The following is a 21,478-nucleotide window of genomic DNA, read 5'->3' on the forward strand; positions in this document are numbered from 1 at the left end:
GTTTTATTTTCGCTTATCACTTAAAACCCGCGTTAGGGATAGTAGTGAAAATCCTTTTGTAAGAATTGGATTTTCTGTAATCACTTCTAATCTTCTTCTACAAAAGATTGGAACGGATAGCCCGACCGAAGGGAACGCTATAATAATACGCATTTGAATGAAGAATTTTTATATATTTAGGTTTTAAAGTAAACAGGATATGAAACCATTTAATGTGCGTGTATATGCGTTATTGGAACACAAGGGAAAGGTATTGGTGATTCACGAGCCGTTTCAGGGAGAGTTAATTTATAAGTTTCCTGGCGGTGGATTGGAGTTTGGTGAAGGAACAAAAGATTGTATAAGGAGAGAGATAAAAGAGGAATTGAATTTGAAAGTAGAAGTTCATGAACATTTTTATACACAAGATTTTTTTGTGCTGAATGCTTTTGATCCGACAGAACAGGTTTTATTGATTTATTATAAAGCGACAATTACAGAGAAAGCATTGGATAAATTGAAAGTTTTGGATGCAGATATCAACGAATTGTTGTGGTTATCCAAAGAAGAATTGAATGTAGAGAAATTTACGTTAGACGCAGATAAAGTGGTAGTTGATTTGTATAAAAAAGAAAACTTCGAATCTTAAGACTCGAAGTTTATTATTTTTTGATCATCAAAATACTGTATAACGGCGTATTTCATTAACAAGGTTTGTTCATTTGTTTTGAGAGGTGGTAAATCTTCCAACAACTCAAAATGTGGCCAACCATCTGGATCTAATCCATCGAAACGATAAAAACCAAAAGGTTCTAACACGCGACAAACTGCAATGTGTAATAAATTGAGTTTATCATCTTTTTTGAATCGTTTTTTTCCTTGTCCTAATTCTTGAACACCGATCAAAAAAAGAATCGTATCTAAATCTGGTCTTTCACCGTCTGTGAAATTTTGTTGAAAGAATTCTTCAATCAGTTTCCACTTGTTGGTGTTTGATGATGATTCTTCTGTAATTTTTGATATATCCATTTAGAATTTACGTCCTTTGTGACGCATATGTGGGTTTTGTAATTGCGAATTACTTACGTTGAAACGTTTCATTTGATCATTCATCATTTTGATTTGATCTGTAAACATTCCTTTCGAATCGTTTTTCTTCGCTTCTTTAATGTAACCTTCCGCTTCTTTCTTTTTACCTTTTGACATTGCAGCTCCAGCCAAAGATAAATTAGCCATTGCTCTGTCATGATCAAACGATAAACCGTAGTTTAAGGCTTCTTTCATATATTTTTCTGAAACCGCTACATTGTCCTGCGCTTCAGTAATTCCCATCATGTAGTGGTAATATCCCATTTGTTTAGGAATTAATTCTGATGATGGATTTTTGATCTTTTGTAACCATTTTTTCGCTTTTGCCATATCCTCTTTACGTAAAAACCAGAAAGCTAACAAGATGTTTTCGTTTCTGAAATAGAATAAAATTGGAAATACAGTGACTAATAACGAAACAAATCCCCAACCGTATTCGCGAATGGTAAACAAAAAGATTGCTAAAACGATTAATACAGCGGCGATTACTAATTTAATGTATTTGTTCATCGATTATAAATATGATTTGATATTATCTGCAATTTCGATCATTTTCTCGGCAGATAATTGAAGTTTTGGATTTGAGAAATTGATATCTTGCATTGTATTTAGAGGAACCAAATGCACATGTACATGTGGTACCTCTAAACCAACAACAGCTACGCCAACGCGTAAACAAGGTATTGCTTTTTCTATAGCTTGTGCAATTTCGTAAGAAAAGTCCATTAAACCTAAATAGGTTTCTTTGTCTAAATCGAAGATTTTATCGACTTCTTTTTTCGGGATAACCAATACATGACCTTCTACCAAAGGAAAAGCGTCCAAAATAGCGATGTACTTATCGTTTTCGGCAATTTTGTATGATGGTATTTCTCCGTTTATAATTTTAGTGAAAATGCTTGCCATATGTTTTTAATTTTTGAAATCTTAGTCCAAAGATATTTCTAAAATTTCAAAATTTAAAGTCATTCCGTTAGGTAATGTAATTTCTGCAACTTCTCCAAGTGATTTTCCTAACAATCCTTTTGCGATTGGAGTATTCACAGAGATACGCATTTTAGCCAAATCAGCTTCAGATTCAGGCACCAAAGTGTACACTAATTCTTGTCCGTTCGCTGTATTTTTTATTTTAACTTTTGATAATATTGATACTTTAGAATGGTCTAATTTAGATTCATCAATTACACGAGCATATGCTACAACTTCTTTCAATTTAGCAATTTGCATCTCTAACATTCCTTGAGCTTCTTTTGCAGCATCGTATTCTGCATTTTCAGATAAATCTCCTTTATCACGCGCATCAGCAATTTGTTGCGAAATTTTTGGACGCTCAAAAGTTTCTAACTGATGAAGCTCTTCACGCAACTTTTCTAATCCTTCTTTCGTTACATATTGTATATTTGCCATAACAACAATGTTTAATTAATTTTTTATTAAATAGGTCTTATAAAATAAATAATCCTACACATATGTAATACTATGCGCAGGACTATTTAGTTATTGTACTACAAAGATAATAAAAAAAATACAGCAAATTAAAAATGAAACAATTTATTAAAACGATTCTAAATAAGGTTATTTTGGTTTGTGTTTTTGCCAGCTTATTTCAAGGTTGTAATTCAGATGACGGTGTAGTAAGTTGTGTGCCAAATACGATTGTAAATGTCTCAATCAATATCAATTTACCTTTATATTCTAATCTAAACAATCCAGGAGGATGGGTATACGTTGATGGAGCAACAGCTGGTTCTAGAGGTTTGATTGTGGTGCGTACAGCTTCTGGTTTCAAAGCTTACGATCGTAATGCGCCGCATATTTGTCCTGGTGCAGAAACTACTTTGTATGTAAAGAATGACATCAGTATTGTATGTGATGCAGATAATTCTGAATGGATTTTATTGACAGGACAACCTACAAAAGTAGCGAATAGAGCGCCAAGAACATACCAAGTGTATGTAAATGCAAATGGAACGCTTACAATAACGAATTAAATTTTTTATCTAAAGTTTTTTTAATTCACTCAAAAAATAATAATCTTTGCAGGCATCGAAATTATACTTCTTTATTATGCATGCATAAATTTTTCGAATTGTTTTTGAATTAAATTATTTTTAAAAAAAGATAATTTCGTTGTAAAGATTACTCAAATCCATTATTTTTGGTAAATCAAAATTTTATCAATTAAAAAATATTAATAATGAGCATTATTTCGCATATCCATGCAAGACAAATTTTAGATTCTCGTGGTAACCCAACTGTAGAAGTAGACGTGTATACAGAATCAGGTGTTTTAGGTCGTGCAGCTGTTCCATCAGGAGCATCTACAGGAGAATATGAAGCAGTAGAATTACGTGATGGTGGAGACTTGTACTTAGGTAAAGGAGTTTTGAAAGCTATCGAGAATGTAAATGAAGTGATTGCTCCAGAATTAATTGGTTTTTCTGTTTTCGAACAAAATTTAATCGATCAAGTAATGATTGATTTAGATGGAACTGAAAACAAAGCTAAATTGGGTGCTAATGCAATTTTGGGTGTTTCTTTGGCGGTTGCAAAAGCTGCAGCAGAAGAATTAGGTTTACCATTGTTCAGATACATAGGAGGGGTTAATGCAAACACATTACCAGTTCCAATGATGAATATCGTAAATGGAGGTTCTCACTCTGATGCGCCTATTGCGTTCCAAGAATTCATGATTATGCCTGTTCAGGCAGAATCTTTTTCTGATGCGTTACGTAAAGGAACAGAAGTTTTTCATGCATTAAAGAAAATTTTACACGATCGTGGTTTATCTACAGCTGTAGGTGACGAAGGTGGTTTTGCACCAACTTTTGATGGTACAGAAGATGCTTTAGATACTGTAATTTCCGCAATAGAAAAAGCAGGTTACAAAGCAGGTGAAGAAATAATGATTGCATTAGATTGTGCATCATCAGAATTCTATCACGATGGAAAATATGACTATACAAAATTCGAAGGAGAGAAAGGAGCTATTCGTACTTCTGCAGAGCAAGCAGCTTATTTAGCAGAATTGACAGAGAAATATCCAATTATTTCTATCGAAGATGGTATGGATGAAAACGATTGGGAAGGTTGGAAAATCTTAACAGATAAAATCGGTAAACGTGTTCAAATTGTTGGTGACGATTTATTGGTAACGAATGTAACTAAATTAGAAAAAGCAATTGATGCTGAAACAGCAAATTCTATCTTAGTAAAATTCAATCAAATTGGTACGTTAACAGAAACGATCAAAGCAGTACAAATGGCGCAAAATGCACGTTATACAGCAGTTATGTCTCATCGTTCTGGAGAGACAGAAGATGCTACAATTGCAGATTTAGCTGTTGCTTTGAACACAGGACAAATCAAAACAGGTTCTGCTTCTCGCTCTGATCGTATGGCGAAATACAACCAATTATTACGTATTGAAGAGATTCTTGGAGAAACTGCAATTTTTCCAGGGCTTAAGGCTTTTAAAATTAAGCGATAAAATAATTTGAGACTGATATTTATCAGTCTCAAATTAATAAAAAAAGTGTAAATTACGCAATAAATAATATAAACTATAAAATGTCAGATAAGGTAATATTAAATTACAACGGAAATGAGTTGGAGCTGCCTGTTACAACTGGTACAATGGATGAAAAATCTATTGATATTTCCAAGTTAAGAAGTGCTACTGGATTAATCACAATGGATCCAGGTTACAAAAATACAGGGGCATGCGAATCTAGAATTACATTTTTAGATGGTGAAGAAGGTAAGTTGATGTACCGTGGATATCCTATTGAACAATTAGCAGAGAAATCTTCTTTCGTAGAAGTAATGTATTTGTTAATCAAAGGAGAATTACCTACACAAGCTGAATTAGATAAATTTATCGCTGATATTAATGAGTATAACTATGTGTCAGAAGATTTAATCAAAATCTTAGATGCATTCCCAAGTTCTGCTCACCCAATGGGAGTATTAACATCTTTAACAGCTGCTTTATCAGCATTCAACCCAAAAGTTGTTGATGTTACTTCTCCAGATGATATGTACAAAGCGGCAGTTACTTTATTAGGTAAATTCCCAGTATTAGCGTCTTGGACACAAAGAAAAATTAAAGGATTACCAGTTAACTACTCTAACGATAAATTATCTTATGTAGAAAATTTTTATCAATTATTATTCAAAAAACCAGGTCAAGAATTAGACTTAGATCCAGTTATTATTGATGCAATTGACAAATTATTAATCTTACACGCGGATCATGAGCAAAACTGTTCTACATCAAGTGTACGTTTAGTAGGTTCTTCTCATGCAGGTTTATTTGCTTCTATCTCTGGAGGTATTTCTGCATTATGGGGACCGTTACACGGAGGTGCTAACCAAGCAGTATTAGAAATGTTAGAAGCAATCAAAAATGATGGTGGAGACGTTGAAAAATACTTAGCTAAAGCAAAAGATAAAAACGATCCATTCCGTTTAATGGGATTCGGACACCGTGTTTATAAAAACTTTGACCCTCGTGCGAAAATCATCAAAGTAGCTGCGGATAACGTTTTAGAGAAATTAGGAATCAATGACCCTATTTTAGATATTGCGAAAAAATTAGAGCAAGCTGCTTTAGAAGACGAGTATTTCAAATCAAGAAACTTATATCCAAACGTAGATTTCTATTCAGGAATTATCTACAAAGCGTTAGATATCCCAACTGAAATGTTTACAGTTATGTTTGCTGTTGGACGTTTACCAGGATGGATTGCACAATGGATGGAAATGCGCGAAACAAATCAACCAATTGGTCGCCCTCGTCAATTATACACAGGAGCACCATTACGTGATTACGTTGAAATTGAAAACAGATAAGAATTTTCTTATTTATCATATAATCCGAAAATCAAACTTTGATTTTCGGATTTTTTTTAACAATTAATTTTTAGAGATTGTTTGTTTAAAATATGTTAAAACCTTATTTTTAAGTAAATTAAATTTTGTAACCATGAAATTTGAGAAAATACATAATAAAGGTCAAGCGCAAATCTTTGAAAACAAATATCTAGAAATGTTGACAAAAGGTCATCCTGCAGTTATTTGGGGAATGTATATCCCATTACTTTCTTATTGTATTTATTATGGAATTTCGCGTTACGAATTATCTACACTAACAATTGTTTCTATTTTTTTTGGTGCGATGTTATTTTGGACATTGTTCGAATATTTTGCACATCGTTATCTTTTCCATTGGACAGCTGAACAAAAAAGTTTGAAACGAATTGTTTATATTTTTCATGGGAATCATCATCATTATCCGCGCGATAAACAACGTTTGTTTATGCCACCAGTTCCAAGTATTCTTTTGGCGTCAATCATTTTCTTGATTCAATATTTAATTTTAGGGAAATATACCTTTGCTTTCTTTCCTGGTTTTATGATTGGCTATTTATTGTATGCGTCTATGCATTATTTGATTCATGCTGTTGCGCCGCCTTTCAAGTTTATGAAACCTCTTTGGCGCAATCATCATTTGCATCATTATAAAAACGAAGAGTTAGGTTTTGGAGTGTCAAATACATTTTGGGATCGAGCTTTTGGAACGATGTTCGACCTAAAGAATGAAAAAGAAGACAAAGAAAAAGTAAAAGAATTGATGTTTGAGAAGAAAAGTTAATATGAATAGTATCAAAACTATAATACTTCTATTGTTGTTTTCTAATTTGCTTTTTGCTCAAGAAATAAAAGAAGATTTTTCTGCTGAATTAGTGGTTTTAAATGATGAAAATTTAAAAGGAATAATTACGAATATAAATCTTAATGATTATTGTATTAATACGGGCTATGTGTGGTATTTAAATTATAAAAAAGATTATTTACAATTATCAAGTATTTCTAGATACAAACTTTATGGAATAAAGACTAATTATTATGCAACTATGATTAATAATAACCTTATTTTCATAAGATTAAATAAAGAAAATGATTCGATTTTTAAGAAGTTAGGATTCAGGATTAATTTAAATGATTTCAAATCAAATATAATCTCAACTGGACCTCATACTACTTCTTGGTATTTTAAAAAGGTAAATGAAAAAACAGAATTGGTAAAAGAAAATATCTTTCCATGTGTTTATAATTAGATGTTTGAGAAGAAAAGTTAATTTTTCGTATCTTCCGTCAAATTAAGTTTACACAAAAAATGAAAAAATATACTTTACTTGCAATTGGATTACTTGCTTTCAATCAAGCAAACGCGCAATATTCTAAAGAAAATCAAAAGAAATATGTCGAAGAATTAGCTTCTGATGCTATGCAAGGTCGAAAATTTGGAACGCCCGAAAATCGATTGGCTGCTGAATTGATTGCTGAAAAATTCAAACAAAATAAATTAAAACCTTGTGTTGGTGATTCATATTTAATCGAATTTGAATATAAAGGGAAAACGGGACAAAATGTTTGTGGAATCAAAGAAGGGAAATCGTCTGATATTTATGCTGTAGGTGCGCATTTTGATCATGTTGGAACAGATGACAAAGGCGATGATAAAGTTTTTAATGGTGCGGATGATAATGCAAGTGGAACTTCGGCTGTAATGGCTTTATCTGATTATTTCAAAAATAAAAAAGTTAAACAAACCATGATGTTTATGGCTTTTGATGCTGAAGAAATTGGATTAATTGGTTCTAAAATGTTGGTAGAAAATACAGATTTTCAGTCTTATTTACCAAATATGAAAGTGATGTTGAATCTTGAAATGATTGGAACTGTTTCTGCTTTTGGTGAAGGAAAAGTGTATATGACGGGTAGCGATCGTTCGGATTTGATGAATTTGATGAACAACAATTCGACTAAAACATTTAAAGTTGAAAACGATCCTTATTTACAACAACAATTATTTTATCGTTCGGATAATGTAAATTTTGTAAATCATAAAGTGGTATCACATGCGCTTTCTTCTGTAAACATGGAAAATCAACATCATTATCATCAAAAAAATGATGAAGTTTCGGTGATTAATTTCGAAAATCTGTCAGAAATTACACAAGGAATTGGACATTCTTTATACGAAATGATGAAGAAAAATATTCAACCAAAATATAACAACTAATGGATAAAGCAATTAATATTGTTAGTATTGCGGTTATTGTAATTTTATTGTTAGCGTTTTTATCAGAAAAATTTTTCCCAATAAAAGGTCTTGAATTGTTTTATGAGAAAAAGTTTTATCTCGCAATTATCTATTTAATTTTAAGAGTTTCCAGAATTTATATTCTTCGAAAATCAAAATAAATTTTTAAATCCGTTCCAATTTCAGAACGGATTTTTTAGTACCTTTTATTCACTTAAAAGAAATGTATGGAGGGTTATTTAGGAATCGTTTTGCGCTGTATTTCGGTGTATTTTTTTATGTTAATTGCACTTAGAATTTTTGGAAAACAACAATTATCGCAATTAAATACGGCAGATGTTATTTTGATTTTATTGATTAGTAATGCTGTTCAAAATGCTATGGTTGGTTCAGATTCGAGCTTACAAGGAGGATTGATAGCAGCTTTTGTATTGTTTCTTTTAAATTTTATTGTCAAAAAGATAATGCTAAAAAATAAATTTTTAGGAAACTTAATTGAACAAAAACCCGAAATTTTAATCCGTAATGGAAAAGCAGATTTTACGATGTTGAGCAAATTGGGAATTAATTCGGAAGAATTGAACGAAGCAATGCGCGAACATGGTGTGGAGCATATCAAAGATGTAAAATTGGCAATGATGGAGATTGACGGAAATATCTCAATAGTGACAACGGATAAAAATCAATTTAAGGAAACGCATTATAAACGCAAGCATAATCACAAAAATTTGCAAGGAACTAATTAACAGAATATGGAAAATAATTTAGTAAACGGGATTATCAAACAATTCCAGTATTATAAACATTTGGGTGAAAAAACATTTTCACAATTAACGGATGAAGAATTGTTTTGGCAATACAATGAAAACTCAAATAGCATTGCGATTATCGTGAATCATCTTTCAGGAAATATGTTGTCGCGTTGGACTGATTTTTTGACAACAGATGGTGAAAAAGAGTGGCGAAATCGTGATGAAGAATTTGAAGATACAATCAAAACTAAAGAACAACTTTTAGATAAATGGGAGAAAGGTTGGAAGTATTTGTTTGATGCTTTAGCACAAATCAAAACCGACGAAGATTTACAGCAAATTATTTATATCCGAAATGAAGGACATACAATAATAGAAGCGATTAATCGTCAATTGGCGCATTATCCGTATCATGTTGGTCAAATTGTTTTTATAGGAAAATTAATAAAGGACAATGAATGGAATTCACTTTCGATTCCGAAGAATAAATCAGCAGATTATAATCAAACGAAATTCTCTTCCGATAAAAAAACTCAACATTTTACAGATGAGTTTTTGAAATAAATTTTAGTTAAAGTGTTTTTAATTGAATTATTTATCTTAACTTACATAAGAAACTTAGGTATATGAAAGATGTTCAATTTTATAAAGGAACTCTGCAACCGATTATTTTAAAACTATTACAAGATCATAAAAGAATGTATGGTTATGAAATCATTCAAAAAATTAGAATTTTAACGCAAGATGAATTTGAGTTAAAAGAGGGTGCATTGTATCCTATTTTACATAAGCTGGAAGCTGAGAATATAATTGAAGTGGAAGCTGAGCGAGTAGAAGGTCGAATAAGAAAATATTATAAGTTGACTGAGTTTGGAACTAAAGAATCTGTAAAAAGAATTCAATTGTTAACAGAAACAATGCTACAAATCCAAAAATTATTGAACCCTAAATTGATTTAATCATGAGAAAAATTTCTGCTTTTGAAGTTCAAAAATTAATCGATTTTACGCGTCAGCATTATGTTGAGTATTATGATTTGCAATTGGAATTAGCCGATCATTTGGCTTGTGGAATTGAAGAACAATGGGAAACAAATGAAACTATAACTTTTGAAGATGCTTTACAAAATGAATTTAAGAAGTTTGGAATATTTGGTTTTTCTGAAATTGTAGATAAAAGAAGGTTTTCGCTTCAAAAAAAATACAATAATTTAATTTGGAAAGTGATGAAAAGTCATTTACTTACTTTTCAGTATTTTATTTTTGTTATGAGTGGAATATTATTGTTTAATTTGATAGCTTTTAAATATAGTAAAATTGCTATTTTAAGTACGATTGTTTTATTTTTTGGATTATTTATTTATCGATATATAAGGTTACAAAAAAAATATCGTCAAAAATTAAGTGTGAAAAATAGAAAACTGATTTTACAAGAGCTTATTTTTAAAAATCTTTATATCATCTCGTTTGCATTTTCTTTGTTTAATCTAAGTTTGCAGGTTTTGATTCATCTTGATAATAACCAAATTATTTTAAATATTGTATTTTCGATTATATTTAGTTTTATCTTTTTACTTTTTTATGTAACCTGTTATTTTTTACCGAATAAAGAAGAAGAAATACTTAATGAATTTTATCCTGAATATCAGTTAATAAAATAAAAAAAGCTCCATTCGGAGCTTTTAGTTTATGCTTGACTTTCGTCTTTTTGTAATAATAATTTATAAATTAATCCACCTACAATTGCTCCAGCGATTGGTGCTACCCAGAATAACCATAATTGCGTTAAAGGTTCGCCGCCTACAAAAATAGCTTGTGATGTAGAACGGGCAGGATTTACAGATGTGTTAGTGATTGGAATAGAAATTAAATGAATTAATGTTAAAGCCAAACCAATTGCAATTCCAGCAAATTTTCCGTTTGCAAATTTATCTGTAGCACCTAAAATAACAATTAAGAAGAAGGCTGTTAAGACAAATTCAATTAGAAAAGCAGATAACATGCTATAACCATGTGGAGAAAAGGCTCCATATCCATTGGAAGCGAATGCACCAGCTTTGGTATTGTCAATTGCAAAATCTGAGTTTCCAGATGAGATTAAGTATAATACACCAGCTGCAGCAATTGCTCCGAGTACTTGTGAAATAATATAAGGAATAAGTTGTTTTCCATCAAATCGTCCTCCAGCAAATAATCCGAAAGAGACAGCAGGGTTGAAATGTCCTCCAGAAATATGACCAACTGCATAAGCCATTGTTAATACAGTAAGACCAAATGCTAATGCAACACCAGCGTAACCAATTCCTAATTCGGGAATACCAGCTGCAAAGATTGCACTACCACAACCTCCGAAAACTAACCAAAAAGTACCGAAAAACTCGGCAGCATAATTTTTCATAAATGTTTTAATATTAAAAGTTTAGTTAGAATGAATTTAAAAAAAAAATTAAGAAATACAAACATTTTAAACATTTAAATTATTTCAATAAAAAAAATCGCTCCGATTTCTCAGAGCGATTTGTATTTAAAAATATATTCTTTCTAGAATAATTAATCCATATAGGCTTCGATAGGAGCACACGTACAGATTAAGTTACGATCTCCGTAAGCATCATCAATACGAGAAACAGATGCAAAGAATTTACGTTCGCGAACCCATTCTAATGGGAAAGCAGCTTTTGAACGTGTATAAGGATATTCCCACTCATCAGCAGTTAATAAGTGCTGTGGGTGAGGTGCATTGTGTAAAACATTGTTGTCAGCTGGATAATCTCCGTTTGCAACTTCATCAATTTCTTGACGGATAGCAATTAAAGCATCACAAAAACGATCTAATTCTGCTTTAGATTCAGATTCTGTTGGCTCTACCATCAATGTTCCAGCAACTGGGAAAGATACTGTTGGTGCGTGGAATCCGTAATCAATTAAACGTTTTGCGATATCAGTAACTTCGATACCTGCTTTTTTGAATGGACGACAATCTAAGATAAATTCGTGTGCAACTACATTGTTTCCATTTGTATATAAAATATCAAAATGTTTCTCTAAACGAGTTTTCATGTAATTAGCATTCAAGATTGCACCTTGCGTCGCTTTCAATAAACCTTCTGCACCTAACATTAAAATGTAAGAGTAAGAAATAGGTAAAATAAATGCCGAACCATAAGGAGCCGCAGCAAATGTATTTGTAGCTTCTTTTCCTCCAGTTTCGATTAATGGAGAAGATCCTAAGAAAGGAGCTAAATGTGCTTTCACACAAATTGGTCCTACACCAGGTCCTCCACCTCCGTGAGGAATAGCGAATGTTTTGTGTAAGTTTAAGTGACAAACGTCTGCACCAATATTTCCTGGAGAAGTTAATCCAACTTGCGCATTCATATTTGCACCGTCCATATAAACTTGACCTCCGTATGCGTGAATCATTTCAGTAACTTCTTCGATATTGCTATCAAAAGCGCCATAAGTTGATGGATAAGTAATCATCAATGCAGCTAAGTTATCTTTGTGTTTTTCACATTTTTCTTTCAAATCAACTAAATCTGTTTCACCAGATTCTAAGTTTTTCACAACAACAACTTGCATTCCAGCCATTGCAGCAGAAGCAGGGTTAGTTCCGTGAGCAGATTGTGGAATCAACGCTACATTTCTGTGTCCTTCTCCTCTTGCTTCAAAGTAAGAACGGATTACCATCAATCCTGCATATTCTCCTTGTGCACCAGAATTTGGTTGTAAAGAAGTTGCATCAAAACCTGTGATTACAGCTAAATAATCTTCTAAGTTTTTGATTAATGTTTGGTAACCTTTTACTTGATCTTTTGGAGTGAAAGGGTGTACATTCCCCATTCTTTCCCAAGACATGTGCAATAATTCTGTTGCAGCATTCAATTTCATCGTACAAGAACCTAATGCAATCATCGATTGATTTAATGCTAAATCTTTACGCTCTAAACGTTTGATGTAACGCATTAATTCAGTTTCTGTGTGGTATGAATTAAAGTTTGGATGAGTTAAGAAGTCAGACGTTCTGATTAATTCAGCTGGTAAGTACGATTCTTCCACTTCAAATTCAAAACCTTCTTCAGTATTTTTAATTGTAGCAAAAACGCTTAAGATTTCGAAAATATCTTCTTCAGTTGTCATTTCGTCAACAGTGATAGAGATTTTTCCTTTCTCGAAACCGTTTACGTTAATGTCTTCTTCAGCAAAAATCTTCACAATTTCGTCAGAGTTTTCAACTTCAATTTGTACAGTATCAAAGAAGTTTGTGTTCGTTACATTGTATCCTAAATGAACTAATCCACCTTGTAAAATTCCTGCTTTGGCGTGAATTTCATTCGCGATGAATTTTAATCCGTCTTTTCCGTGGTAAACCGCGTAGAAAGATGCCATAACAGCTAATAAAACCTGAGCAGTACAAATGTTAGAAGTTGCCTTCTCACGTTTGATGTGTTGCTCACGAGTTTGTAAAGCCATACGTAAAGCATAGTTTCCTAAACGATCCTGAGAAGCTCCAATGATACGACCTGGAATTACACGTTTGTAATCTTCTGTACATGACATGAAAGCTGCGTGTGGTCCACCGTATCCCATTGGAACACCAAAACGTTGTGATGTACCTACAACAATTTCAGCTCCCCATTCACCTGGAGGTGTTAATAAAGTTAGCGCTAATAAATCAGTTGCAACAGCCACTTTAACATTTACTTCATTTGCTTTCTCTACGAAAGTTTTGTAGTTGTTGATTTGACCACCTTTTCCGATGTATTGAACGATAGCTCCAAAATATTCTTCAGTAATTTCAGTTGTTTCGAAATTTCCAACAACTAATTCAATTCCTAAACCGTGTGCTTTCGTTTCCAAAACCGCTACAGATTGAGGGAATAAATTATCTGCTACAAAAAATTTGTTGACATTGTTTTTCTTTTGATCACGAGAACGAGATTCAAATAACATGTGCATTGCTTCACCACATGCAGTACCTTCGTCTAATAAAGATGCATTTGCGATAGGTAAACCTGTTAAATCAGAAATAACAGTTTGGAAATTTAATAAAGCTTCTAAACGTCCTTGCGCAATTTCCGCTTGGTATGGTGTATAAGCTGTGTACCAACCAGCATTTTCTAATACATTACGTTGAATTGGCGCTGGTAAAATTGTACCATAATATCCATATCCAAGATAATTTTTTACTTTTTTATTTTTTGAAGCGATTTCAGCTAAATGATTAATAGCTTCAAATTCTGATAAAGCTTCTGGTAGATCCAAAGCATTTTTCAATCGAATGTTCTGAGGAACTGTTGCCTCAATTAAAGAATCAATAGAATCTTTCCCAATTACAGAAAGCATTTCAGCTGCTTGCTGCGCATTGTTTCCAATATGTCTAATGGAAAAATCGTTTGTGTTCATTGTGTTTGCGCTATGTTTATTTTCGCGTAAAAATACGTTTTTTTATCTTAAAATAAAAGTGAATAACAATCTTAAAAATTAATTGAATGAATAGATTAGAATTTTATTTTTTTAGAAATAAATGTGAATAAAAACTTTCTTTTTTTTCAAAAAATAGTAATATTGGCAATAGAATTGAGATAAATAATTCGGTAGAATTTCTTAAATTTATTCTACGTTTAAAAAAATCTATGAAAACAAACGATTTTATGGAACTTAATGAAAATACTTCTGAAGTCAAAAAAGAAAAAAAATTTCCATTCTTAAAGAAATTGGAAATAATGATGGAAGAGGCGAAATTAGAGGATGCGAAAAAATCTAAAATGAAACGTGTTCATAAAAAAGGTAATTCGCAAATCGCTAAAAAAATGGGGGAAGAAGCCGTAGAAATGGTGATTGCTTCGGAACAAGATAACGACGAAAACTTTTTGGAAGAATCGGCAGATGTTTTCTTTTATTACCTTATGGCTTTACATGCGCGTGGTTTTGAATTGAAAGATGTTTTGGAGATTCTAAAGAAAAGGTACAAAAAATAATTAACACCTTACACTGATATGCAAAAGGGCGGAACGTCGATGAAATTAATAATTGCCGTAGTAATTGTTATTTTTTCTGTTATAAAATATTTTTCTTCTTCGGAAGTCAATGAAATTACAGGCGAAAAGCAATATATTTCATTAACCAAAGATGACGAAATTGCGATGGGAATTAATTCGGCTCCGCAAATGGCACAAGAGTTTGGTGGACTATCTCGAAATGCTCAATTCCAGGAGCTTGTAAAACGAGTAGGCGCGAAAGTGGTTAATAATAGTGATGCGCGCAAAACCAATTATCCATTTCAGTTTTATGTGTTAGCAGATAATCGAACTGTAAATGCTTTTGCATTGCCTGGTGGACCAATTTTTATTACCGAAGCCTTGTTGACTCGTTTGCAAAACGAAGATCAATTGGCTGGAGTTTTGGGACACGAAGTTGGTCACGTTATTGCGCGCCATAGTGCAGAACAAATGTCGAAACAAGAGCTTTCGCAAGGAATTGCAGGTGCGGCTGGCGTTGCCGCTGGAGATGCAAATTCGGCTTATTATGCACAAGTTGTGGCGAATATGGTGAATATGAAATATGGTCGTGATGATGAATTGGAGTCTGATGATTTGGGCGTTCGATTTATGATTCAAGCAGGATATAATCCAGAAGCATTGATTGGTGTAATGGATATTTTGGAAGAAGCTTCGGGTGGAAGTCAAGTTCCAGAATTCCAAAGTACACATCCATCGCCATCAAACCGTCGCGAAAAAATAAAAGCTGCAATTGAGAAATACAGAAATCAGTAGATTTTAATTCATTGTAATGATAAGAAAAATACTTTTATCAGTTCTTTTATGCACAAATATTACATTTTCTCATGCTCAAGATTATGATCAAATCAGTAAAGAAATTTGTAAATCAATTACAAAAGATCAATCATTATCAGGAAAAATAAAATTCCCAGATTTTAGAGACTATATCAAAACGGATGCGGATAAATTTTTAATATCAGATGTAAATGTTTTTCAATTCAATTTACAAAAGAGTTTGATTAAAAATTGTACTGAATTTCCTTTTATAGAGAATTATTCTTTGGTTCCTTTTTCAAATGTTGTTGATTTAGAAAAAGTCTTTAATAGAGAAGATTTAGCAAAACTTGAAAAACAATTAAAGGAAATTCAAAAGACCAATCGTTTTCAGTTATTTATAATTTCTACAGATGATTATTTTCCAAATGAAAATATTACAGATTATTCATTTTCAATTCTTAATAACAATAGTTCGGATCTGTTTCAAAAGAGAAGTATGATAATCGTGTTTAATTTAAAATCAAGAGAAGTTAGAATTTCGACGAATAAGATTGCTCGAAATATAATTTCTGACGATTTTTCTCAAAAGCTAATTGATGAGATAATTGTTCCAAATTTTAGTGAGGAAAAGTATTTTGAAGGAATTAATGAAGCTATTGTAAAAATTAATGAAAAAATAGTTGCAGAAGATTAAATAATTTAAACAGAGTTAATAAATTGAAAGTCCATTTTTCATTTCTTGAAGTTTTATATCTTGCTCAAGTTATTTGTTGTTTCATCTATTTTAAATTTACAGATGGCTTAGGTTATATGATAAATGAAGATACTTTTTATAAAGTGTCGAGCTTGTATATGCAACCAGAACAAGATGATGATGCTTGGTTTGTTCTTATTGGGATTTTTTCTTTTTTAGCCTTATTGATTAGTATGTTTAATAAAAATAAATTAACAATCCTTTTCGTTTATTTATTATCAACATTTCTATCATTCTTAATTATCAAGAAGGGAGAAATAGATTCAACAATTCTAAATGGAAATTATATTTTGTTATTAATAATGCTTGTTATAGGAGTATTAACAATTTACTTTTTATACTTATTGATTCGCAGAGTTTTCAAATTAAAATAGATTTTTCTATTCCAAAAACTTTGCTTTCAATTCTGGAGTAGGAAGCCAGCAACTTTCTTGTTTTCCAAACCAACGATAACGATTCTTCGCAATAAAACTATAAACCACATCGCGCAAAGGTTTTGGAACAATCATAAAAATAGTCAACCACGAAGTTATTCCGTCCAAATATTTCGAAATTTTAAGTGCTGCAGATGATTTGGTATAAAATTTATCATCTTCAATAAAAACGACAGAATCAAATTGAGTAGCGTCTAAATTATTTTCTTTCAAGAAATTTTGTCCAAAATCAGATTGTAACGAAGCAAAACGAAACTGATTTTTTTTGTCATGTTCAATCACAAACTGAACAGATTGATTGCATAAATTGCAAATTCCATCATACAAAATAATTTTCCTCGTTTTCATACAATAAATATACGCCAAAAGTAGCTAAACTCGAAAGGTTATTTTTAAATTAGCCAAAATTAACAATCAATCATGTTTAGCGAATATTTATTCCGAAAAGTTGATAATTCTCCACTTGTAATTTTCCGAATAATCTTTGGTTTATTAATTGTTGCAGAATGTTGGGGAGCCATTTTTACAGGTTGGGTACAAACAAATTTTGTTGAACCACACATTACATTTTCGTTCATCGGATTCGAGTGGACCAATGTTTTCTTGGGACAAAATATGATTTATTTGTATGTGCTCATGGGAATTTTAGGCTGGTTTATCGTGTTTGGTTTTGCTTACCGATTTTCTATTATCGTATTTTCCATTTTATGGTCGTTGACGTATTTCATGCAAAAAACAAGTTACAACAACCATTATTATCTGTTTATGCTAGTTTCGTGGATGATGACAATAATTCCTGCGCATCATTTCTTTTCGATTGATAGTTTGATTTTCCCGAAAATAAAACGCCTAACGATGCGCAATTGGGTACCAACATTATTCATTATTCAGTTATTGATTGTGTACACTTTTGCCGCTTTCGCTAAGATTTATCCAGATTGGTTTAACGGAGTTTTTTTACAAATGAAATTCCATGAATATGGAGATTTATTGACGACAAAATATAATCTTGTTGGTTTAGGAAAAGTTGTAAGTAGTTTAGAGTTTGCGCAAGTGTTTGCTTGGGGTGGTTTCTTTTTTGATTTATTGATTATTCCTGCAATGTTGATGAATAGAACGCGCGGGATTGCTTTTAAATGCGCAGTAGCCTTTCATATTTTCAATTCAGCAGTTTTCGGGATTGGGATATTTCCTTTCTTTGCTTTGGCAATGTTAATTTTCTTTTATAATCCCGTTAAAATTCAGGAAGTTATTTTTCCTAAAAAATCATTTATGATGGATCGTTCAGATGATGATAATTTATTGACAACACGTCGTGTCATGTTCTCTTATTTGATGTGTTTCTATGTGCTTTGGCAAGTTTATTTACCTATTCGTCATTATTTTATTCCAGGAAATGTTTTTTGGACAGAGGAAGGTCATCGCATGGCTTGGCGAATGATGTTGCGTAACAAAGCAGGTGAAGTTGTGGTTTATGTTTCGAAACCAGATCCACAGAAAAAAGGTAAATTCTTGAAACGCGAGAAAGTAGATTTGACTAAATATCTAACCTTCAAACAAATGTCAAAAATGGCAGTTAGTCCAGATATGATGTGGCAATTTGCGCGCTATGTAAAATATGATTATGCGAAAAATGGCGTGAAAGATGTCAAAGTTTTTGTGGATGCAAAAGTTTCTGTCAATGGTAGCGATTATTATCAATTTACAAATCCAAATTACAATTTAGCTTATACAACTTGGAGTTATTTTGGTCATCAAAAATGGATTCAGCCAACACCAAAAGAGTTGAATTTATCTTATTTTGAATAAATTTATGTAACTTTATAGGACAACAATCAAAGAAATACAATTATGAAATATACATTATTCGCAATAGCTTTTTCGGTTTTATTATTTTCTTGTGGTAACAAAGAAAATGCTGGAGTAGAAGCTTATAAAGGTTTGGATAAGCAAAAGCAAGAACAAAAAGATTTGGATAGTATTGGGAAGGAAGCGCAACAAACGTTTGATGATTTCAAATTGGCGTTGTCGATGAAAGATACAACGACAACTAATTTTATTGTCAAACAAATGTATGATATTCCGAATGCGACACAAAAAGAGCATATTTGGATTCGTGATGTATATTCGGACAACGACCAATTAAAAGGAATTGTGGACAACGTACCTCAATACACAAAATTGGTTAAACACAATGATACAATTGTGATAGATCCAACTAAATTATCAGATTGGATGTATTATAAAGGTGATAAAATGATTGGTGGATTTACAATAAAATATATGCGTAGTAAAATGACTGATGCGCAGAAAAAAGAGTTTGATAAACAATATAAAGTAAAATTTGAGGATTAATTTCTGCTCAGAAAATAATAAAATCAAAAAGGCAATCTTTCGTTAGATTGCCTTTTAATTTTGAAATTATTTTCCTTAATCAATCAAAGACAATTGAATTTTACGTTTTTCTGTATCAATTCCAATTACGGTTACTTCAATTTGTTGACTCAAATGCACTTTTGAATTTACATCTGAAATAAATTCATTCGAAATTTTAGAAATATGAATCAAACCATTTTCTTTGATTCCTATATCTACAAAACAGCCAAAATTGGTAATATTATTAATAATTCCAGGAACTTTCATGCCCAATTGCAAATCTTCGAATTTCTTTAATCGTTGATCAAAACTAAAAACTTTGGCTGTAGAACGCGGATCTAAACCAGGTTTTTCAAGTTCTTTTTTAATATCTTCTAAAGTTGGTAAACCTACTTTTTCGGTAATATATTTGGTTAAATCAAGTTGATTAATCAATTCTTTATTTTGAATCAAATCTTTCAAATCAACTTTCAAATCTTTCGCCATTTTCTCTACAAGAGCATACGATTCTGGGTGAACAGCAGAATTATCTAATGGATTTTTTGCATTCGGAATTCGTAAAAAAGCAGAAGCTTGTAAGAATGCTTTTTCGCCCAAACGAGGAACTTTTAGTAACTCTTTTCTCGAATTAAATGCACCATTTTCGCTTCGATATTCTACAATATTTTCAGCCATTTTTTCACCAATTCCTGCAACATAATTTAGTAAATGTTTGCTTGCTGTGTTCAGATTTACACCAACTTTGTTTACACAGAAAGAAACAACATCATCCAACTCATTTTTTAATAAAGTTTGATCGACATCATGTTGATACTGACCAACTCCAATCGATTTAGGCTCTATTTTTACCAATTCTGCCAAAGGATCTTGTAAACGGCGACCTATAGAGACAGCACCGCGAACGGTAACATCTTTATCTGGAAATTCGTCGCGTGCAATTTTAGAAGCCGAATATACAGAAGCTCCAGCTTCATTTACAACAAAAACTTTTAGTGGACGATCAAATGCAATGTTCTGTACCAAATTTTCTGTCTCGCGAGAAGCCGTTCCATTTCCTATTGAAATTGCATCTACATTATAAGCGCTGACAAGCGATTTTAGTTTTTTGATGGCTTGTGTTTTTTCATTTTGAGGCGCATGCGGATAGATGTTTTCGTTGTGCAACAAATCACCTTGCTCATCTAATACAACCACTTTACAACCCGATTTGTAACCAGGATCTATCGCTAAAATTCGTTTTTCTCCCAGAGGTGGCGCCAAAAGCAATTGATTTAAGTTTTTCGAAAAAACATTTATTGATGTTTCATCTGCTTTTTGTTTTGCTTCTTTCAACACTTCATTCGAGATTGAAGGAGCCAAAAGTCGTTTGTATGCATCTTTTATAGCTTCTTCAATAACCCAAGAAACTTCTGGTTGAATAGATTTGATCAACGTGTATTCAAGAAATTTGAAGGCTTCTTTTTTATCAATTGATACATTTACTTTCAAGAAGCCTTCATTTTCGCCGCGTAAAATAGCCAATAATCGGTGAGAAGCAATTTTTTTCAATAGTTCTTCGTATTCAAAATAGTTCGAGTATTTAGCCGAATCTTCATCATCTATTTTAGATTTTATTAGTTTACTTTCAATCAAAGCAGATTTTCTGAAAATATCTCGCAATCGATGACGCACATACTCATTTTCATTGATCCATTCTGCAATAATATCTTGCACACCTGCAAAAGCATCTTCGATACTTATCACATCTTCATTTAGATATTTTTTTGCTAAATCATCCAAATCAGGAATATTATTTTGCTTCATGATGATTTTTGCCAAAGGCTCTAAACCTTTTTCTTTTGCAATGGTTGCACGTGTTTTTTTCTTCTTTTTATAAGGAAGATATAAATCTTCTAATTGAACCAAATCAAAACTTTTCTGAATACGTTGTTGTAATTCGTTACTCAATTGATTCTGCTCTTCCAATGTTTTTAAAATAAATTCTTTTCGAGAAACAATTTCATTGTATTGATTTTGCAGTTTTTTTATAGCAGAAATTTGAACTTCATCAAGATTTCCTGTGACCTCTTTTCTATATCTTGCAATAAAGGGTATGGTATTATCTTCATTCAAACAATTTACTGTATTGTTGATTGATTTTTCTGAAATAGAATTAAGATGTTGATGAATGTATTGAATCAAATTCATGTTAAAAGTTTGGCCTTG

At 31.9% G+C, this 21,478-nt stretch carries 24 protein-coding genes; 16 read left to right on the plus strand and 8 right to left on the minus strand.

Annotated features, from left to right (window positions below):
- Positions 1-199: 199 nt before the first annotated feature.
- Positions 200-628: an NUDIX domain-containing protein gene (locus tag N5E64_RS10450; protein ID WP_280037508.1), complete on the plus strand. Its 429-nt coding sequence runs from the start codon at positions 200-202 to the stop codon at positions 626-628.
- On the opposite strand, the gene N5E64_RS10455 is transcribed toward N5E64_RS10450, so the two are convergent.
- Genes N5E64_RS10455 through greA form a run of 4 tightly spaced genes read right to left on the minus strand, consistent with a single transcriptional unit; the run spans position 625 to position 2,475 of the window.
- On the minus strand, positions 625-1,008 hold the full coding sequence (locus tag N5E64_RS10455) for a hypothetical protein (protein WP_219035367.1): 384 nt from the start codon (positions 1,006-1,008) through the stop codon (positions 625-627). The two genes, N5E64_RS10450 and N5E64_RS10455, sit on opposite strands and share 4 nt — an antisense overlap.
- Positions 1,009-1,578, minus strand: coding sequence for a lipopolysaccharide assembly protein LapB (locus N5E64_RS10460; RefSeq protein ID WP_221856627.1), 570 nt, complete (start codon positions 1,576-1,578; stop codon positions 1,009-1,011). It lies immediately after the preceding gene.
- 3 nt (positions 1,579-1,581) lie between these two features.
- Positions 1,582-1,974, minus strand: a complete 393-nt coding sequence (locus tag N5E64_RS10465; protein ID WP_114999218.1) for an HIT family protein — start codon at positions 1,972-1,974, stop codon at positions 1,582-1,584.
- Positions 1,975-1,995: 21 nt separating this feature from the next.
- Positions 1,996-2,475 (minus strand): transcription elongation factor GreA, encoded by a 480-nt coding sequence (gene greA / locus N5E64_RS10470; protein WP_019976987.1) that lies wholly within the window; start codon positions 2,473-2,475, stop codon positions 1,996-1,998.
- Between the two features lie 134 nt (positions 2,476-2,609).
- On the opposite strand from greA, the gene N5E64_RS10475 reads away from it, so the two are divergent.
- From N5E64_RS10475 to N5E64_RS10520, 10 genes are all read left to right on the plus strand, one after another.
- The gene (locus tag N5E64_RS10475) at positions 2,610-3,059 is read left to right on the plus strand and encodes a hypothetical protein (RefSeq protein WP_114999220.1); all 450 of its coding nucleotides are present in this window, start codon (positions 2,610-2,612) and stop codon (positions 3,057-3,059) included.
- Positions 3,060-3,265: 206 nt separating this feature from the next.
- Positions 3,266-4,558, plus strand: coding sequence for a phosphopyruvate hydratase (gene eno / locus N5E64_RS10480; RefSeq protein ID WP_280037514.1), 1,293 nt, complete (start codon positions 3,266-3,268; stop codon positions 4,556-4,558).
- Between the two features lie 80 nt (positions 4,559-4,638).
- Positions 4,639-5,922, plus strand: coding sequence for a citrate synthase (locus N5E64_RS10485; RefSeq protein WP_219035370.1), 1,284 nt, complete (start codon positions 4,639-4,641; stop codon positions 5,920-5,922).
- A gap of 133 nt (positions 5,923-6,055) precedes the next feature.
- Entirely contained in the window at positions 6,056-6,724 is a 669-nt protein-coding gene (locus N5E64_RS10490; RefSeq protein WP_280037516.1) for a sterol desaturase family protein, read from the plus strand.
- A gap of 1 nt (position 6,725) precedes the next feature.
- Entirely contained in the window at positions 6,726-7,190 is a 465-nt protein-coding gene (locus N5E64_RS10495; protein WP_280037518.1) for a hypothetical protein, read from the plus strand.
- A 59-nt stretch (positions 7,191-7,249) separates the two neighbouring features.
- Positions 7,250-8,158, plus strand: coding sequence for a M28 family metallopeptidase (locus N5E64_RS10500; protein ID WP_280037520.1), 909 nt, complete (start codon positions 7,250-7,252; stop codon positions 8,156-8,158).
- A gap of 248 nt (positions 8,159-8,406) precedes the next feature.
- Positions 8,407-8,925 carry a DUF421 domain-containing protein gene (locus N5E64_RS10505; RefSeq protein WP_280037523.1) on the plus strand — a complete coding sequence of 173 codons (519 nt, stop codon included), beginning with the start codon at positions 8,407-8,409 and terminating at the stop codon, positions 8,923-8,925.
- Positions 8,926-8,931: 6 nt separating this feature from the next.
- A complete protein-coding gene (locus tag N5E64_RS10510; RefSeq protein ID WP_280037524.1) occupies positions 8,932-9,495 on the plus strand; it encodes a DUF1572 family protein in 564 nt (187 codons plus the stop codon).
- A 62-nt stretch (positions 9,496-9,557) separates the two neighbouring features.
- Complete coding sequence (locus tag N5E64_RS10515) at positions 9,558-9,890, plus strand: PadR family transcriptional regulator (RefSeq protein WP_125350649.1); 333 nt, start codon at positions 9,558-9,560, stop codon at positions 9,888-9,890.
- A gap of 2 nt (positions 9,891-9,892) precedes the next feature.
- Positions 9,893-10,591, plus strand: a complete 699-nt coding sequence (locus tag N5E64_RS10520; RefSeq protein ID WP_280037527.1) for a hypothetical protein — start codon at positions 9,893-9,895, stop codon at positions 10,589-10,591.
- 26 nt (positions 10,592-10,617) lie between these two features.
- On the opposite strand, the gene aqpZ is transcribed toward N5E64_RS10520, so the two are convergent.
- On the minus strand, positions 10,618-11,328 hold the full coding sequence (gene aqpZ, locus N5E64_RS10525) for an aquaporin Z (RefSeq protein ID WP_125350651.1): 711 nt from the start codon (positions 11,326-11,328) through the stop codon (positions 10,618-10,620).
- Between the two features lie 152 nt (positions 11,329-11,480).
- The gene (gene gcvP, locus N5E64_RS10530; protein WP_280037529.1) at positions 11,481-14,336 is read right to left on the minus strand and encodes an aminomethyl-transferring glycine dehydrogenase; all 2,856 of its coding nucleotides are present in this window, start codon (positions 14,334-14,336) and stop codon (positions 11,481-11,483) included.
- Between the two features lie 230 nt (positions 14,337-14,566).
- Here gcvP and hisE point away from each other — a divergent pair, with 230 nt between their 5' ends.
- Genes hisE through N5E64_RS10545 form a run of 3 tightly spaced genes read left to right on the plus strand, consistent with a single transcriptional unit; the run spans position 14,567 to position 16,403 of the window.
- Positions 14,567-14,911 (plus strand): phosphoribosyl-ATP diphosphatase, encoded by a 345-nt coding sequence (hisE, locus tag N5E64_RS10535; RefSeq protein WP_038333824.1) that lies wholly within the window; start codon positions 14,567-14,569, stop codon positions 14,909-14,911.
- Between the two features lie 18 nt (positions 14,912-14,929).
- Positions 14,930-15,706, plus strand: a complete 777-nt coding sequence (locus N5E64_RS10540; protein WP_280037531.1) for a M48 family metalloprotease — start codon at positions 14,930-14,932, stop codon at positions 15,704-15,706.
- Positions 15,707-15,722: 16 nt separating this feature from the next.
- Positions 15,723-16,403, plus strand: a complete 681-nt coding sequence (locus tag N5E64_RS10545; protein WP_280037532.1) for a TPM domain-containing protein — start codon at positions 15,723-15,725, stop codon at positions 16,401-16,403.
- Between the two features lie 440 nt (positions 16,404-16,843).
- Here N5E64_RS10545 and N5E64_RS10550 read toward each other — a convergent pair whose 3' ends face one another.
- On the minus strand, positions 16,844-17,245 hold the full coding sequence (locus N5E64_RS10550; RefSeq protein WP_280037533.1) for a thiol-disulfide oxidoreductase DCC family protein: 402 nt from the start codon (positions 17,243-17,245) through the stop codon (positions 16,844-16,846).
- Between the two features lie 72 nt (positions 17,246-17,317).
- Here N5E64_RS10550 and N5E64_RS10555 point away from each other — a divergent pair, with 72 nt between their 5' ends.
- A complete protein-coding gene (locus tag N5E64_RS10555; RefSeq protein WP_280037534.1) occupies positions 17,318-18,706 on the plus strand; it encodes an HTTM domain-containing protein in 1,389 nt (462 codons plus the stop codon).
- Between the two features lie 42 nt (positions 18,707-18,748).
- Positions 18,749-19,252 carry a DUF2314 domain-containing protein gene (locus N5E64_RS10560; protein WP_219034560.1) on the plus strand — a complete coding sequence of 168 codons (504 nt, stop codon included), beginning with the start codon at positions 18,749-18,751 and terminating at the stop codon, positions 19,250-19,252.
- Between the two features lie 75 nt (positions 19,253-19,327).
- Here the strand turns inward: N5E64_RS10560 and N5E64_RS10565 are convergent, their stop codons facing one another.
- Entirely contained in the window at positions 19,328-21,460 is a 2,133-nt protein-coding gene (locus N5E64_RS10565) for a Tex family protein (protein WP_114999249.1), read from the minus strand.
- Between the last annotated feature and the right edge of the window lie 18 nt (positions 21,461-21,478).

The sequence above is a fragment of the Empedobacter sp. GD03739 genome (assembly GCF_029843245.1).
GTDB classification, from domain to species: Bacteria; Bacteroidota; Bacteroidia; order Flavobacteriales; family Weeksellaceae; genus Empedobacter; species Empedobacter falsenii_B.

Bases quoted from the DNA above. Each gene is read 5' to 3' on its own strand.
- N5E64_RS10450 (WP_280037508.1), top strand. From the start codon at position 200: ATGAAACCATTTAATGTGCGTGTATATGCGTTATTGGAACACAAGGGA.
- N5E64_RS10455 (WP_219035367.1), bottom strand. From the start codon at position 1,008: ATGGATATATCAAAAATTACAGAAGAATCATCATCAAACACCAACAAG.
- N5E64_RS10460 (WP_221856627.1), bottom strand. From the start codon at position 1,578: ATGAACAAATACATTAAATTAGTAATCGCCGCTGTATTAATCGTTTTA.
- N5E64_RS10465 (WP_114999218.1), bottom strand. From the start codon at position 1,974: ATGGCAAGCATTTTCACTAAAATTATAAACGGAGAAATACCATCATAC.
- greA (WP_019976987.1), bottom strand. From the start codon at position 2,475: ATGGCAAATATACAATATGTAACGAAAGAAGGATTAGAAAAGTTGCGT.
- N5E64_RS10475 (WP_114999220.1), top strand. From the start codon at position 2,610: ATGAAACAATTTATTAAAACGATTCTAAATAAGGTTATTTTGGTTTGT.
- eno (WP_280037514.1), top strand. From the start codon at position 3,266: ATGAGCATTATTTCGCATATCCATGCAAGACAAATTTTAGATTCTCGT.
- N5E64_RS10485 (WP_219035370.1), top strand. From the start codon at position 4,639: ATGTCAGATAAGGTAATATTAAATTACAACGGAAATGAGTTGGAGCTG.
- N5E64_RS10490 (WP_280037516.1), top strand. From the start codon at position 6,056: ATGAAATTTGAGAAAATACATAATAAAGGTCAAGCGCAAATCTTTGAA.
- N5E64_RS10495 (WP_280037518.1), top strand. From the start codon at position 6,726: ATGAATAGTATCAAAACTATAATACTTCTATTGTTGTTTTCTAATTTG.
- N5E64_RS10500 (WP_280037520.1), top strand. From the start codon at position 7,250: ATGAAAAAATATACTTTACTTGCAATTGGATTACTTGCTTTCAATCAA.
- N5E64_RS10505 (WP_280037523.1), top strand. From the start codon at position 8,407: ATGGAGGGTTATTTAGGAATCGTTTTGCGCTGTATTTCGGTGTATTTT.
- N5E64_RS10510 (WP_280037524.1), top strand. From the start codon at position 8,932: ATGGAAAATAATTTAGTAAACGGGATTATCAAACAATTCCAGTATTAT.
- N5E64_RS10515 (WP_125350649.1), top strand. From the start codon at position 9,558: ATGAAAGATGTTCAATTTTATAAAGGAACTCTGCAACCGATTATTTTA.
- N5E64_RS10520 (WP_280037527.1), top strand. From the start codon at position 9,893: ATGAGAAAAATTTCTGCTTTTGAAGTTCAAAAATTAATCGATTTTACG.
- aqpZ (WP_125350651.1), bottom strand. From the start codon at position 11,328: ATGAAAAATTATGCTGCCGAGTTTTTCGGTACTTTTTGGTTAGTTTTC.
- gcvP (WP_280037529.1), bottom strand. From the start codon at position 14,336: ATGAACACAAACGATTTTTCCATTAGACATATTGGAAACAATGCGCAG.
- hisE (WP_038333824.1), top strand. From the start codon at position 14,567: ATGAAAACAAACGATTTTATGGAACTTAATGAAAATACTTCTGAAGTC.
- N5E64_RS10540 (WP_280037531.1), top strand. From the start codon at position 14,930: ATGCAAAAGGGCGGAACGTCGATGAAATTAATAATTGCCGTAGTAATT.
- N5E64_RS10545 (WP_280037532.1), top strand. From the start codon at position 15,723: ATGATAAGAAAAATACTTTTATCAGTTCTTTTATGCACAAATATTACA.
- N5E64_RS10550 (WP_280037533.1), bottom strand. From the start codon at position 17,245: ATGAAAACGAGGAAAATTATTTTGTATGATGGAATTTGCAATTTATGC.
- N5E64_RS10555 (WP_280037534.1), top strand. From the start codon at position 17,318: ATGTTTAGCGAATATTTATTCCGAAAAGTTGATAATTCTCCACTTGTA.
- N5E64_RS10560 (WP_219034560.1), top strand. From the start codon at position 18,749: ATGAAATATACATTATTCGCAATAGCTTTTTCGGTTTTATTATTTTCT.
- N5E64_RS10565 (WP_114999249.1), bottom strand. From the start codon at position 21,460: ATGAATTTGATTCAATACATTCATCAACATCTTAATTCTATTTCAGAA.